This is a genomic window from Streptomyces sp. NPDC059989, assembly GCF_042736975.1.
Classification (GTDB): Bacteria; Actinomycetota; Actinomycetes; order Streptomycetales; family Streptomycetaceae; genus Streptomyces.
Genome location: NZ_JBHWUO010000013.1, coordinates 35586 through 48929, shown reverse-complemented (window position 1 = coordinate 48929; position 13344 = coordinate 35586). Strand labels below are relative to the sequence as shown.

Below are 13344 nucleotides of genomic sequence, written 5' to 3'. Positions count from 1 at the left end.
GCGCCGGCACCGAACCAGCCGCCCGCCGGCATCCGCCCGCCCGCGCCCCCCGCGCCCCCGCGTCCGCCCGCTCGCATCCGCCGAGCCCGCCTCCCAGGATCCGCACCCCATGTTCCGTACCGCCCTGCGCAACGTGTTCGCGCACAAGGCCCGCCTGCTGATGACCGCGTGCGCGGTCATGCTCGGCGTCACCTTCATCACCGGCAGCCTGGTCTTCGGCGACAGCCTGAACCGTGCCGCCACCGCCCAGGCCACCGACGGCTACGAGCGCATCGCCGTCAACGTCGCGCCCGACGGCCCTCCCGCCGGCGACGGCGGCGGACCGGCAGGCATCGACGCCGGCACCGTGGCCGCCCTGGCCAAGCTCCCCGGTGTCGCCGTCGCCGCGGGCCGGGTCGACGGCTTCGCCGCCGTCGCCGACCGCGGCGGCCGGCTGATCGGTCACGGCCCGTCCCACCAGGGCGCCAACTTCGCCCAGGGAGCCGACGGCAAGGACCCCGCCTACCGCTTCACCCGCGGGTCGGGCCCGACCCGCGACGACGCGATCGCCCTCGACGAGAAGACCGCCGCGCAGGGCGGCTACCGCGTCGGTGACACCGTCCGCGTCGGCACGAACACGGGCGCCGCCTCCTACACCCTCAGCGGAATCTTCCGCACCGACGGGATGCGGCTCCCCTCCGGGGGCAGCCTGACGCTGTTCACCAACGCCACCGCCCAGCGGCTGTTCGTCCAGCCCGGCCGCTACCAGCACGTCGAGCTCACGGCCGCCCCCGGCACCCACCCGCAGGAGCTCCTCAGCCGCGTCGAACCGGTGCTTCCCCCGGGCACCGGCGCGGTCACCGGGGCCCGGCTCGCCCAGATCAAGACGAACCTCGCCACCTCCGACGGCGACACCATGAGCCAGATCCTGCTGGGCTTCGCCGCCGTAGCCCTGTTCGTCGCCACCTTCCTCATCTCCAACACGTTCACCATGCTGGTCGCCCGACGCACCAGGGAGCTGGCGCTGATGCGGGCCGTCGGCGCCTCCCGCAAGCAGGTGCGCCGCATCCTGCTGACCGAGTCCCTCCTCGTCGGCGCGATCGCCTCCGCGGCCGGCCTCGCCGCCGGCACCGGGGTCGCGGCCCTGCTCCAGGCGCTCTTCGCCCCTGCCGACGCCCCCGCCGCCCCGCTGGTCCTCACCCCGGCCACCGTGATCACCGCGATGCTGGTCGGCACCGCCCTGCCGATGGTCGCCGCATGGCTGCCGATCCGCCGGGCCATGGCCATCCCGCCCGTCGCCGCTCTCAGCGCGGCCGAGCCCACGGCGCCCGCGCGCGCCGGCTCCCTGCGCAACGGCGTCAGCGCCGCGCTGGTGCTCACCGGCACCGCCGCCGTGGTGTACGGAGCCCTCACCACCGGGAAGGACGCCCGGACCGTCATCGGTCTCGGCGCGGCCCTGACCCTGACCGGGACGATCGGCTTCATCCCGCTGCTGTCGCGGCCTTTCGTCGCCGTTCTGCAGCCGCTGCTGACCCGTCTCCACCCGGTGCACGGCACCCTCGCCGCCCGCAACACCGTGCGCGACCCGCGCCGTACGGGCGCCACCGCCGCCGCGCTCGCCATCGCGCTCACCCTCGCCTCGGGCCTGTCCGTCCTCGGGGCCTCCGCCGCCCAGTACCTCGACCGCGCGACCACCCACGACTTCACCGCCGACTACCTGGTGAAGCCCGCCGAAGGCGGCATGCGGATGACGCCCGCCACCGCCCAAGCCCTCGGGAAGCTGCCCGGCGCCGCCTCCAGCCCGCTCAACCAGTCCACCGAATACCGCCTGGCCGGCACCTCCTCCGTACTGACCGGCGTCGACCCCGCCACCATCGGCCGGCTGCTCCGGTACGACGTGGTCGAGGGCTCCCTCGACTGCCTCGCCAAGGGCCAGATCGCCGTGGCCGACTTCAAGGCCAAGGCGGCCGGCTGGCAGGTCGGTCAGACCCTCCCCCTGGAACGTCAGGACGACGGGCGCGGCAGCGTCACCATCGGAGCCATCTACCAGGCGGACGAGCAGAGCAACCTGCTGCCCAGCATCACCGCGCCCGACTCCCTCGTCGCCCGCTACGACTCCGCCCCGAACACCGCCGCGGTCCTCGTCGCCACGGACGGCGGCCCCGGCCGCGCCGCGCTCGGCAGCGTCATTCACGCCCTCGGCGACAACCCCGCGCTCGCCGTCCTCGACGAGGCCGGCATCCGCGCCCAGGACAGCGGAGACATCGGCGACCAGCTGAACGTCTTCTACGCCCTGCTCAGCATGGCCCTGGCGATCGCCGCGCTGGGCATCGCCAACACCCTCGCGATGTCCGTCCTCGAACGCCGCAAGGAGATCGGCACGCTGCGCGCCCTCGGCCTGGACCGCGCCGGAGTGACCCGGATGATCCGGCTGGAGGCCCTGCTCCTGGGCGGACTCGGCGCGACCCTCGGCACGGTCATGGGCGTCTTCCTGGGCTGGGCCCTCGGGCGCACCCTCCAGGAGCACGTCGTGGGCTACACGCTGGTCCTGCCCTGGGGACGCCTCGCGCTCGGCGTGCTCATCGCCCTGGCCGGCGCACTGGTCGCCTCGCTCTGGCCCGCCCGCAGGGCCGCCCGCGTCGACATTCCCGCCGCGACGACGGCGCAATAGGGCGCAATAAATCGGGACGTGGGGCGGCGGTACCGGTGACTATGCTGATCATCCGTTCGGACAGAGTGGAGAAGCATGATCGACGTCGACCGGTATCTGGCCGTGCTCGGGGTGGCCCGGCCGGCGGCCCCGACGGCCGAGGCGCTGTGGGCACTGCACCGGGCGCAGGTGGAGCGGGTCGCCTACGAGAACCTCGACATCCATCTGGGGCGGCCGATGGGCATCGGCGCCGCGGAATCCGTGGCACGGATCCTGGGCGGGCGCGGCGGCTACTGCTTCCAGCTCAACGGGGCGTTCGCGGCGCTGCTGGAGGCGCTCGGCTACGACGTCACCCTGCACCGGGCCGGCGTGCAGGACGAGGTCGAGGACCCCGAGGGTCCGGGCGGCGACCATCTCGCGCTCACCGTGGGGCTCGACGGCGAGCGGTGGCTGGTCGACACCGGGCTGGCCGGCGGAATGTACGAGCCGCTGCCGCTGCGCGAAGGCAGCTACACCCAGGGGCCGTTCACCTATGCGATGGCCCCGTCGGTGGTGGTGCCCGGCGGCTGGCGGTTCGCCCATGACCCGCGCGGCGCCTTCACGGCGATGGTCTTCGCGCCGGACCCCGTCGAGCTGTCCTCCTTCGCCGCGGAGCACGAGCAGCTCTCGACCTCCCCCGAGTCCGGCTTCGTCCGGGTCTTCCAGGCCCAGCTCCGCGACGCCAAGGGCGTGGACATGCTGCGCGGCTGTGTGCTGCGCCGGATCGACGCCAGGGGCACCGACGAGCGGACCATCGAATCGGCCGAGGACTGGTACGACGTACTGGCCGGCGTGTTCCGGCTGGACCTGGCCGATGTCGACGCCCGCGCGCGGGCGGAGCTGTGGCACCGCGTCCACACCGCGCACCGGGATTGGGAGGCCGCGGAGCGGCAGCAGGGGGCGCCCTCGTAAGCCGGTGGCGGGCCGGTCCGGGCAGGCCCCGGCCCGCCGGTTCGAGGCCGTGGGCTGCCCGGGCGTTCTCGGAGCGCCTACCGCGGGTGTCGGGCGCCGAGCGTGCGGAAGAAGGCGCGCACATCGGTGACGAACGCCTCCGGCTGCTCCAGTGCGAGGAAGTTGCCGCCGCGCTCCAACTCGCTCCAGTGGGTGATGTTGTGGTCCCGCTCGGCGAAGCGGCGGATGGCGACGTCGGTGTGCAGGGCGACGGCCACGCCGGTCGGGACGGTGCCGCGGGGCTTCGGGGCCCAGGCGCTCGGGTCGTGTCCCGACTCGTAGTACAGGTTGGCCGAGGAGCCGGCCGTCCCGCTGAACCAGTAGACGCTGATGTTGGTCAGCAGGCGGTCGCGGCCCACGGCATCCTCGGGGAGCTCGGCGGCGGGGTCGGTCCACTCCTTGAACTTCTCGGCGATCCAGGCGAGTTGGCCGACCGGCGAGTCGTGCAGGCCGTAGGCGAGGGTCTGCGGGCGAGTGGACTGGATGGCGTTGAAGCCCATCTTGTCCTGCTGGAAGCTCTCCAGCCGGGCCAGCCGCTCCTGTTCGGACGCGGTCAGGCCCTCGAATTCGGCGGGGTCTCCGGAGGGGAAGGTGATCAGGCCGTTGACGTGGACGCCGACGACCCGGTCGGGGGCCTGGCGCCCCATCTCCGAAGCGATCCAGGCGCCGCCGCCCGTTCCCTGGACGCCGTAGGAGCCGTACCCGAGCCGACCCATCAGCTCGACGAACGCGCCCGCGATGCGGCCGGTGTTCCAGCCGGCCTCGCCGAGCGGACCGGAGAATCCGGTGCCGGGCGTGGAGGTCACGATGACGTGGAAGTCTTCCGCCAGCGGCCGGATGACCTCGACGAACTGCACGAACGAGCAGGGCCAGTCGTGCAGCAGGAGCAGCGGGACGGCGGCCGGGTTCTGCGAACGGACGTGGAGGAAGTGGATGTTCTGGTTGTCGATGGTGGTGGTGAACTGGGGGAACTCGTTGAGCTCCGCCTCCGCCTTGCGCCAGTCGAAGCCGTCGGCCCAGTACGCGGCCAGCGCCTTGAGGTAGTCGGTGGGCACACCCCGGCTCCAGCCGGTGCCGGGGATCTCGCTGCCCCAGCGGGTGCGCGCCAGGCGGTCGCGCAGGTCGTCGAGCTCGTCCTGCGGGACGTCGATGCGGAAGGGGTGGATCCGGGCGTCGGTGTTGCTGCTGCTCTCCATGGGTGAAACAGTAGGCTCGATATAGGCACGATGCGTTCCTAATCGCACAGCAGGCTGGTCCTCATGCTCGATACCTCCGCACGGTTGCTGCGCCTGCTCTCCCTGCTGCAGACCCCGAGGGCCTGGCCCGGTTCCGAACTGGCCGAACGCCTCGGGGTGAGCGGCCGTACCGTCCGCAACGACATCGACCGGCTGCGTGAGCTCGGCTATCCCGTGGACGCCACGCGCGGGTCCACCGGCGGCTACCGGCTGGGCGCCGGCGCCGCGATGCCCCCGCTGCTCCTCGACGACGAGGAGGCCGTCGCGGTGACGATCGCGCTGCGCACCGCCGCGCAGGGGGCCGTGCCGGGCACCGAGGAGACCTCGCTGCGGGCCCTGGCCAAGCTGGAGCAGGTGCTGCCCTCGCGGCTGCGCCGCCGTGTGCGGACCCTCATGGCGTACACGGTGGCCGTGCCGACGGACCGTCCGGTCCCGACGGTCTCCGCGGACGTGCTGACCACCTTGGTGTCCGCCTGCCGCGACCGGGAGCGGCTGCGCTTCGACTACCTGGACCACGCCGGATCGCCCACCCGACGGGTGGTGGAGCCGTATCGGGCGGTGAACTGGGGCAGGCGCTGGTACCTGGTGGCGTGGGACGTCGAGCGCGAGGACTGGCGGACCTTCCGGATCGACCGGATCCGGCCCCGCACCCCGACCGGACCGCGCTTCACCCCGCGCGAACTGCCCGGCGGCGACGCCGCGGAGTACGTCTCCCGCCGGGTGTCGAGCGCGGCCTGGCGCTACCACGCGCGGGTGACCGTCCATGCCCCGGCGTCGGCGGTGATCGAGCGGATCAACCCCGCGGTCGGCACGGTCGAGGCCGTTGACGCCGACACCTGCGTCCTGGTCACGGGCGCGGACACGGTGCAGACCCTCGCCGTCCACCTGGGCATGCTGGACTTCGACTTCGACGTCACCGAGCCGGAGGAACTGGTCGCCCACCTCCGCCTGCTCGCCGACCGCTACGCCCGCTCCACCGGAGCGATGTGAGACCGGATGTCGCGAGACACCGGCCGATGATCGGCCCGGGTCAGGCCGCGCAGAACTCGTTGCCTTCCGGGTCCTGCATGATCCACCAATGCCCGGCAGGTCCCTTGTCGACCTCGCGGACGACGGTTGCCCCCAGGGCTTCCAGTCGGACCACCAGCTTGCCGAGCTCTCCGGGCTCGCTGTGGACGTCGATGTGCAGGCGGTTCTTGCCCGCCTTGCCCTCGGGCACGTCCTGGAAGAGCAGCCGCCGGCCGCGGCCGACGCCGCTGGTCGGGTCGTACGGGTCGTCCGGGTGGCGGATCGCCGCGTAGCCGCGGAAGGTCTTGCGGCCGCGGTGCTCGACGACCGCCTCCTCGCCGATGTGACCGGCGGCCAGCAGCTGCTCGATGAGCGCGCCGGGGTCCTCCACCTCGTATTCCAGGGCCTCGGCCCAGAAGTCCGCGAGGGCCGGTGCGTTCGTGCTGTCGATGACCAGCTTCCAACTCAGTGCCATGCACCCATTGAACCCGGTCGCGGCAGGCCCTTGAAATACTCCGGCCATGAACACGAGTACGAGTACGGGTGCGGGTGCGGGTGCGGGTGCGGGTGCGGGTGCGGACGGCATACGGTCGGACCGGGCGGCGCCCGGGCACGAGTCGGACCGTCCCGTGGCATGGGCGCTGCGTTCCGCGGAGCCGGCCGATGTCGAGGCGATCGCGGAGCTGCGGGCGGCGGTGATGCGCCCGGACCTGGAGCGGTTGGGACGCTACGACGAGCATCGGGTCCGGCAGCGGCTGCGGGATGCCTTCTCCCCGCAGCACACGTCGGTCATCGTGGCGGACGGCGCTTTCGGGGGCTGCGTTGCCGTGCGCCCGGCCGAGGACGGGCGGTGGCTGGAGCACTTCTATCTCACTCCGGGCCTCCAGGGCCGGGGCCTCGGATCGGCCGTGCTGCGGACGCTGTTGCGGCGGACCGATGCCGACGGCGTCCTCGTCCGCCTGAACGTCCTGCAGGGCAGCGCCGCCCGGCGGCTGTACGAGCGCCACGGGTTCACCGTGGAGGCGCAGGATCCGGTCGACATCTACATGGTGCGACGGCCGGGTGCGGGCGCCCTCCGAACGCCGGCGCCTCCCGATCACATCGCGGCGACCTGATCGAGAGCGCCGGCACCGGCTCGCGGCGGGCCGCTCACCAGCCGCAGGTGTGGAACGTGCAGAAGCGAACCTCGACCACCCCCGGCACTTGCGCTATCTGCTCTTCGAGCGCCTCCCGGCTCTGCCCGGCCGCGAAACTCCTCGGCATCCCGACGTGGAGTTTGAACTCCCCGGCCATCTCCCCCACTTCGACCTCGGTGGCTCCGAAGCCGCGCAGCCGTTCCTTGGTCTGGTGGAACTCCTCGCCCTTGAGCCGGTTGGCGGAGTCCAGTTTCGCGCTGAAGAACGGGGGCGGTTCGTTGTCCGGGTCCTCGTGCGGGTTCGGCACGAAGGCGAGCCAGACGGCTGCCGCAACGGCGAGGGGTGTCACCACCGCCCACCGTGCGCCGGGTCGGTTGCCGGGGTCCACGAAGGCCGCGGCGAGCAGCAACAGGGCTGCCGGGAGGAACAGGAACATGCCGATGAGGGCGCCGATCAGCCCCCAGCCCAGCAGGCCCACGCCCACGACGAGACAGGTTCGGGCGAACGCCTTCGGCTGGCCCCGCAAGAGGAGCGGCACCGCGACCACACCCGCACAGAGCACGAAGTACGCGCCCAGAAACGTGGAGATCAGCAGCCCGAACACCGCCACCCCTCCGGCCACCACGGCCGCCGCCACGGCCCAACCCCGCTGCTGCGCCGACACACCCTGACGCTCCGCCACCACGATCCCCACCCCTTGAACGCGTTCAATTGAACACGTTCAACGTACAGTACGCACGGCTCTCCGGACAACGCCCCCGTCCGCCCTGCGACTAGCGCGCGGAGGTCGAGCCGGTGGTGGTGGCGAGGGCTTCGCGGAGGGTGGAATCCTTCGATGGACGGTCGCCCCAGCGGGCGCCGACATGGCCGTCGGGTCGGATGAGCAGTGCCCCCTGGGGAGGGAGGCCGCAGACGTCCGCGTGCTCGCGGGCCAGGGTCTCGACGCGCAACGGCCATGGAGCGGCGGCCTGTTGCTGCCACGGGACGGGGTCCGCGGTGAGCAGGGTGAACCATTCGCCGAAGGCGTCGAGCGTGGAGCGGTCGGGTGCGAGCCAGAGGTGCGGCATGCGGTGGCCCGGCTCCGCGGTGGGGACGTAGTCCGTGCCCACGTCGGACGGTTCGGGCGGGACGTGGCCGTCACCGAGGATGGCGTCAGAGCGGTAGGTGACTCCGAACACGAGCCCCAGTTGGGCGAAGTAGCGGTCGGACCAGGGCAGTTCGACCTGCTCCGGCGCCGCCGCTCCACCGGCCTGGAGTTGCTCGCGGCGCCGGCCGAGCACGTGGAGCGCGAGTTGGGTGTTGGCTACCGCCTGGCGGAGGGTCAGGTGGGCGACGGGCAGTCGTTCCGTCTCGTAGGTGTCCAGCACACCCGGTCCGGCCCACCCGTGGAGGACACCCGCCAGTTTCCAGCACAGGTTGTGCGCATCGGCGACGCCGGCGTTCATGCCCATGCCGCCGAAGACGGGGATGGCGTGCGCGGCGTCGCCGGCCAGCAGGATCCTGCCGTGGCGGAAGCGTTCGGCGACGAACGCGTTCATCACCCAGTGCTGGACCCGCACCACCTCGGCCCGTACCTCGGCGCCGGGGCCGAGGGCGCGCGAGACGAGGTCGGGCCAGTCGACCTGCGCCGTGTCCTCGGGTGTGGGGCCGAACCAGGCCCAGCCCCCTTCGGGGTAGAGCGGGGCGAAGGATCCGTGCGCGGTGAAGTAGACCCCGGCGGGTTGCTCGGCGCACCACCGGCTGAGGTCCGCGTCGAACACGACGGTACTGAAACCCGCCATCGCCCCGGGGCCGGTGGTGCCGATGCCCAGCCGTTGGCGGATGGTGGAGTTCGCGCCGTCGGCGGCGACCACGTAGCGGGCGCGCACGCGGGTCTCTTCACCGCTCCTGCGGTCGACCAGCACGGCCAGGACGCTCTCGGGCCCTTCGGTCAGGTCGATGAGCTCGACCCCGAACCGCACCGGTGCGTCGGCCGCGGCGAGCAGGGTGGGTTCCAGACGGTCCTGCGAGGTGACCACGCCGATCACCGGGCTTTCGGGGATCGGCGCGTTGACCCCCACCATCGCCGCCGTGGCGAAGTCGCTGTCGTACAGGGTGTCGCGGAAGCGGACGCGACCGAACTCCGGGGCGAAGGCGCCGGCGGCGATGTCGGCGGCGAGGCCGAGCTGGCGGTAGATCTCCATCGAGCGCGCGTTGACCAGCCGGGACCGGGGAAACGGCGACAGCTCGCGGCGCTTCTCGACCAGTAGGGTCCGCACGTCCCAGCGTTCCAGTAGCGCCCGCGCGGTGAGTCCGACCGGCCCACCACCGACGATCAATACGTCCACCTCGGTGTTCGCCACGGGCATGTCGGGCTCCTCCTGCTCACCTTCGGCCGCCGTTCATCCCACCCTGCCGCCGGGCGGATCCACGCGCATTCACCCGATGGTCGGCGCGCCCTCTCCACCATGCTGCTTGACCGGCAACATGGCGTTGACGGCCTCGACGGCGGCCCGCGGATCGTCGGCGTGGCAGCGGACCGTGTGGACCTCCGTACGTCTCCCCAACAGGCTCACCGCGGTGACCGGACCGGTCAGTTCGAGAGTGATCGCGGTCTGCGACGCGACGGCCAGCTCCAGCACGCCGTCCTCGGGCTGGTTGGCGTTCGGGAACCGGAGGTCGTAGCGGGCCGACGCGATCCGTTCCAGGGGTATCCACAGGTCGAGCCCAGCACCGCGCCGCACCCGCACCCCGCCCTGTCCCACGACGTGCGGGCGTGTGACGGCCGCGGCGTGCAGCCCCAGGGCCAGGAACACCGTGTAGAGGTCGAGGAGCAGCATGATCAGGTGCGCGACCGGATACGCGGCGAGCATGAAGGACACTCCGACCGTCTCGACCACGAACACGAAGACCAGCCCGTACGCCGTCGGCGCCTGAGCACGCGCGTACCCGACGGCGGTGTCCGCGGCTCCGACCCCGTCCGTGCGCCGAGCCGCCCACAGTCCGAGGCTCGTCATCCACCGCCCCTCGTGTGCCGCCAACCGCCGTGCCCGTGCCCCCCATACCCCGATCCCCATGCCCCCAGTGAATCAGAGGCTCAGTTGGGCATGCGGCGACCCAGCTCGCGGGCTCTCTCGCGCAGTCCCGACCCCCATGCTCCGCCGTCCGCCGGGGTGGACATGCCTGCGCCGGCAGAGACTTGCACGTCTTCGAGCGGGCCGTTCGGGGCGGCACCGAGCTCTGCCCAGTCCACCGTGATGCCCGCGCGCTCGGCGAGGACGAGCACCGTCGCGACGAAGCCCTCGGAGAGCGCCAGCATGATGGCGTGGCTCGTTCTTCGGTGCCGCGCCAGCAGGGCGTTCACGAAGGTCTCGAAGGTGGCCGGGTCGATCTGGCACTCGTCGTTCTCCATCGGGCCGATGCCCGAGGGGAGTTCCAGATCGGCCTCGAAGACCGCCACGTGCCGGCAGAACATGCGGGCAGCCCCGTTGGACGGGTTCCACAGGGTCTCGTCACCGATGTCGAAGTATTGGCTCATGTTCACGCCTCCCGGCTGTTCACGGCCGGCCAGCGTATCCAGTCGGTCATCATCGTCGTCCGAATTACGTCCTGGTCAGGCGGCGTTGGCCGGTCGGCCGGAGAGCCGGCCGGCCAACGCTCGCGGAGCTCAGGAGATGGTGATGAACCGGGCGGTGCTCGGTACGCCCTGGGCGTCGAGGGCGAACAGCATGTACGTGCCCGGCAGGACCACCCCGGTGTCCGCGGGTACGGACACCGTGTACGCGCCGGTTCCCGTGGCCGTGGACACGAGGGGAACCCGTCGCTGGTCGTTGTCGGTGGAGTGGGTGGCGGCCGCGGCCCGCATCAGGACGAACGACGCCACCGGGGCCTCGGTGGTCACCGTGAGCGATGCGCCGGGGGCCGCCGTGGAGGGCACCCCTCCGGTGATGGCAGGGCGCGGCTTCGGCGATCCGTCCGCGTTGAGCAGGTACGGCGGTGTGAAGACGGCCCCGTCGGCGTGGTTGGTCGCGCAGTCGCCGCACAGGCCGCCGCCGCCGGAGAAGATCCGCCCGTCCGGCAACAGGTTGGCCACGCTGTGGTAGTTGCGCGGGATGGCCATGGTGGCGAGCGGGGTGAAGGTGCCGGTCGACGGGTCCCACAGCTCCGGGGCCAGTACCGAGGTCGCGTCGCTGAAGGGCACCGGGTAGGCCTGTCCGCCGAAGACGGCCACCTTGCCGTCGGGCAGGACGACGCTGTTGCTGAAGGCGCGGGCGTGCTCCATGTCTCCCGTGCGGGCGGCCTGGACCTGGCTGCCCGAGATGCTCACGGTGTACGCGCGCTGGGTGGCGGGGGTCCTCTCGTAGGCGGGCGAGCCGCCCAGTGTGAGGAGTTTGCCGATGTCGTACGCGACGGCGTTGCCGGTCATGGCGTCCTGGCTGTCGGCCCGGGCGCCGGCGGGGGTGATGCTTCCGGTGCCGCTGGTCGATATCCAGTTCATCTGCTTGCTGGGGCCCAGTTGCAGGACCTTGCCGCCCGAAGTGGCGTGCAGCCACATGTGGTTGTCGGAGCGGTAGGGTCCGGCCGGGTCGGCCGTCATCGCCGGGACGGCGGAGACTCCCGGGAGCCCCCGCCAGGTGCGGGTGTCCGGCGACCAGACCTCACCGGCCTTGTCTCCCGCGGCCCCGCTCCAGGATCCGCCGAGGACGAAGGCCTCGCCGGTGGAGAGCAGGGTCATGGCCTGGTAGCCGCGGGCGATGTTCATGCTGGTGGTGGCGGACCACTCGCCGGTGGCCGGATCGTAGATGCTCGCCTTCTCCGCGTTGCTGCCGCCGGTGACCAGCACACGGCCGTCGGCCAGCATCGCTATGCCGGGACAGAACATGTCGTGGCCGGTGTTGTCGATGCGGCGCTGGGTGACCTTGCCGGTCTTCAGGTCCAGGATCGCGGTCTGGGTGTAGCCGTTGCTGCCGCCGAAGCGGTCGACCGCGTACGCGGACCAGGCGAGCAGCTTGTCGCCGGGCAGGGCGGCGGTGGCCACGGGCACGAGGGGGAAGCCGGTGATCCGGTCCCAGGTTCCGTGGACGGCGGGGCTGGCCGGTCCGCTCAGGCGTATCTCGCCGGCCGAGGTCCACGGGCCGCGGCCGCCCGCCTCGGTGGTCACGGTCAGCCGTATGGAGCGGACGGTCTCGGTACGGGTGAAGGTGGCGGTCTTGACGGTGTCGTCGTCCCGCCAGGTGCCCGCGGCGACCGGTGGGCCGAAGGTGGTGCCGTCGGTGCTGGTGGTGACGGTGTACGCGCCTGCCCGGCCGTTGGGCCCGTCCATGCGGGGGTGGTAGACGAGGGCGGAGACGGCCACCGTGCGGTGCATGTCGATGGTGATGGTGTGCGGCAGGGGCGCCGGGGTCCCGGACCATTTGCTGTGCCAGAGGGTGTTGGCGTTGCCGTCGAGCACGTTGGCCGCGCGGCCGTTCTCTCCCACGGTCTCCTCGTCGCCGGCCGTTGCCGTCCATCCGGTGCGCGCCAGGTCGACGGTGGCCGCCGGGGTGCCCGGGTCGCCCAGCAGGTCGATCTCGGCGGCGGAGGTCCAGGGCCCGCGCCCGCCGGCCTCGGTGAGCGCCGTCAGCCGTACGAACCGGGCGCCCTGCGGGGCGAACCCGAGCGTCTTGGCGCCGGCGTCGTCGGCGAGCGTGCCGGTGGCGACCGGGCTCGCCCAGTCCTGTCCGTCCGTACTGACACTGAGGCTGTACTCGCCGATGCGCCCGTTGGCCCCGTCGGCGCGGGGGCGGTAGACGAGCGCGGAGACGACTGCCGTGCGGTGCATGTCGATGGTGATCGTGTGCGGCAGGGGGGCGGGGGTGCCCGTCCACTTGCTGTGCCAGATGGTGGTGGCGTTGCCGTCGAGCACGTTGGCCGCGCGGCCGTTCTCGCCCACGGTCTCCTCGTCGCCTGCCGTGGCCGTCCATCCGGTCCGGTCGAGGACCGGAGCGGTCGGTTCCATGGCGTTCGCCGGAGCGATGCCGTGGTGCGGTGACTGCTGCGCCGTCTGCTGGTCGAAGGGCACGGGTGCCGGTCGGGGCTCCGGGGGGCGGGCGGCCGCTGCCGGGCCCGCGACCCCGAGCCACGGCACCAGACCGATCAGCAGCGAGCCGAGGCCGAAGGCTATGAGCAGGTAGGAGCGGCGTAATGCGCGGGGCAAGGCGAGGGAGCGTCGCCTGTACTGCAATCTGACCTCCTGGGGCGAATGGGCATACGCCCTGGAAGATAGGTCATTAGAGCATCAACTCGCCTAAAACTAAAGAGAGTTGGCGGGAAGATCATCGACTTCGAGCGGTGCGCGGAGCGGCGGACCGGCCCCCGTGCGCTCCGA

At 72.2% G+C, this 13344-nt stretch carries 11 protein-coding genes; 4 read left to right on the top strand and 7 right to left on the bottom strand.

Going from position 1 to position 13344, the window contains the following annotated elements; translation table 11 throughout:
- Positions 1-109: 109 nt before the first annotated feature.
- Together ACFWBN_RS13990 and ACFWBN_RS13985 are read left to right on the top strand one after the other, a co-directional pair.
- Positions 110-2650 (top strand): FtsX-like permease family protein, encoded by a 2541-nt coding sequence (locus ACFWBN_RS13990; RefSeq protein WP_385175755.1) that lies wholly within the window; start codon positions 110-112, stop codon positions 2648-2650.
- 75 nt (positions 2651-2725) lie between these two features.
- Positions 2726-3580 (top strand): arylamine N-acetyltransferase, encoded by an 855-nt coding sequence (locus ACFWBN_RS13985; RefSeq protein ID WP_385175752.1) that lies wholly within the window; start codon positions 2726-2728, stop codon positions 3578-3580.
- Between the two features lie 77 nt (positions 3581-3657).
- On the opposite strand, the gene ACFWBN_RS13980 is transcribed toward ACFWBN_RS13985, so the two are convergent.
- On the bottom strand, positions 3658-4815 hold the full coding sequence (locus tag ACFWBN_RS13980; RefSeq protein ID WP_385175749.1) for an epoxide hydrolase family protein: 1158 nt from the start codon (positions 4813-4815) through the stop codon (positions 3658-3660).
- Between the two features lie 63 nt (positions 4816-4878).
- Between ACFWBN_RS13980 and ACFWBN_RS13975 the strand changes: the two genes are divergently transcribed.
- Complete coding sequence (locus ACFWBN_RS13975; RefSeq protein ID WP_385175746.1) at positions 4879-5844, top strand: helix-turn-helix transcriptional regulator; 966 nt, start codon at positions 4879-4881, stop codon at positions 5842-5844.
- 40 nt (positions 5845-5884) lie between these two features.
- On the opposite strand, the gene ACFWBN_RS13970 is transcribed toward ACFWBN_RS13975, so the two are convergent.
- Complete coding sequence (locus tag ACFWBN_RS13970) at positions 5885-6337, bottom strand: VOC family protein (RefSeq protein WP_385175743.1); 453 nt, start codon at positions 6335-6337, stop codon at positions 5885-5887.
- 166 nt (positions 6338-6503) lie between these two features.
- Here ACFWBN_RS13970 and ACFWBN_RS13965 point away from each other — a divergent pair, with 166 nt between their 5' ends.
- Positions 6504-6977: a GNAT family N-acetyltransferase gene (locus ACFWBN_RS13965; protein ID WP_385176165.1), complete on the top strand. Its 474-nt coding sequence runs from the start codon at positions 6504-6506 to the stop codon at positions 6975-6977.
- Between the two features lie 34 nt (positions 6978-7011).
- Here the strand turns inward: ACFWBN_RS13965 and ACFWBN_RS13960 are convergent, their stop codons facing one another.
- The 5 genes from ACFWBN_RS13960 to ACFWBN_RS13940 form a co-directional block, all read right to left on the bottom strand.
- Positions 7012-7683: a hypothetical protein gene (locus ACFWBN_RS13960; protein ID WP_385175740.1), complete on the bottom strand. Its 672-nt coding sequence runs from the start codon at positions 7681-7683 to the stop codon at positions 7012-7014.
- 88 nt (positions 7684-7771) lie between these two features.
- Positions 7772-9346, bottom strand: coding sequence for an FAD-dependent monooxygenase (locus ACFWBN_RS13955; RefSeq protein WP_385175737.1), 1575 nt, complete (start codon positions 9344-9346; stop codon positions 7772-7774).
- A gap of 69 nt (positions 9347-9415) precedes the next feature.
- The gene (locus ACFWBN_RS13950; protein ID WP_385175734.1) at positions 9416-9994 is read right to left on the bottom strand and encodes a hypothetical protein; all 579 of its coding nucleotides are present in this window, start codon (positions 9992-9994) and stop codon (positions 9416-9418) included.
- 80 nt (positions 9995-10074) lie between these two features.
- A complete protein-coding gene (locus ACFWBN_RS13945) occupies positions 10075-10515 on the bottom strand; it encodes a DUF6086 family protein (RefSeq protein WP_385175731.1) in 441 nt (146 codons plus the stop codon).
- A gap of 129 nt (positions 10516-10644) precedes the next feature.
- Positions 10645-13200, bottom strand: a complete 2556-nt coding sequence (locus tag ACFWBN_RS13940) for a discoidin domain-containing protein (RefSeq protein WP_385175728.1) — start codon at positions 13198-13200, stop codon at positions 10645-10647.
- Positions 13201-13344: the final 144 nt, after the last annotated feature.

Excerpts from the sequence above, each read along its gene's own strand:
- ACFWBN_RS13990 (WP_385175755.1), top strand. The coding sequence starts at position 110 with ATGTTCCGTACCGCCCTGCGCAACGTGTTCGCGCACAAGGCCCGCCTG.
- ACFWBN_RS13985 (WP_385175752.1), top strand. The coding sequence starts at position 2,726 with ATGATCGACGTCGACCGGTATCTGGCCGTGCTCGGGGTGGCCCGGCCG.
- ACFWBN_RS13980 (WP_385175749.1), bottom strand. The coding sequence starts at position 4,815 with ATGGAGAGCAGCAGCAACACCGACGCCCGGATCCACCCCTTCCGCATC.
- ACFWBN_RS13975 (WP_385175746.1), top strand. The coding sequence starts at position 4,879 with ATGCTCGATACCTCCGCACGGTTGCTGCGCCTGCTCTCCCTGCTGCAG.
- ACFWBN_RS13970 (WP_385175743.1), bottom strand. The coding sequence starts at position 6,337 with ATGGCACTGAGTTGGAAGCTGGTCATCGACAGCACGAACGCACCGGCC.
- ACFWBN_RS13955 (WP_385175737.1), bottom strand. The coding sequence starts at position 9,346 with ATGCCCGTGGCGAACACCGAGGTGGACGTATTGATCGTCGGTGGTGGG.
- ACFWBN_RS13950 (WP_385175734.1), bottom strand. The coding sequence starts at position 9,994 with ATGACGAGCCTCGGACTGTGGGCGGCTCGGCGCACGGACGGGGTCGGA.
- ACFWBN_RS13945 (WP_385175731.1), bottom strand. The coding sequence starts at position 10,515 with ATGAGCCAATACTTCGACATCGGTGACGAGACCCTGTGGAACCCGTCC.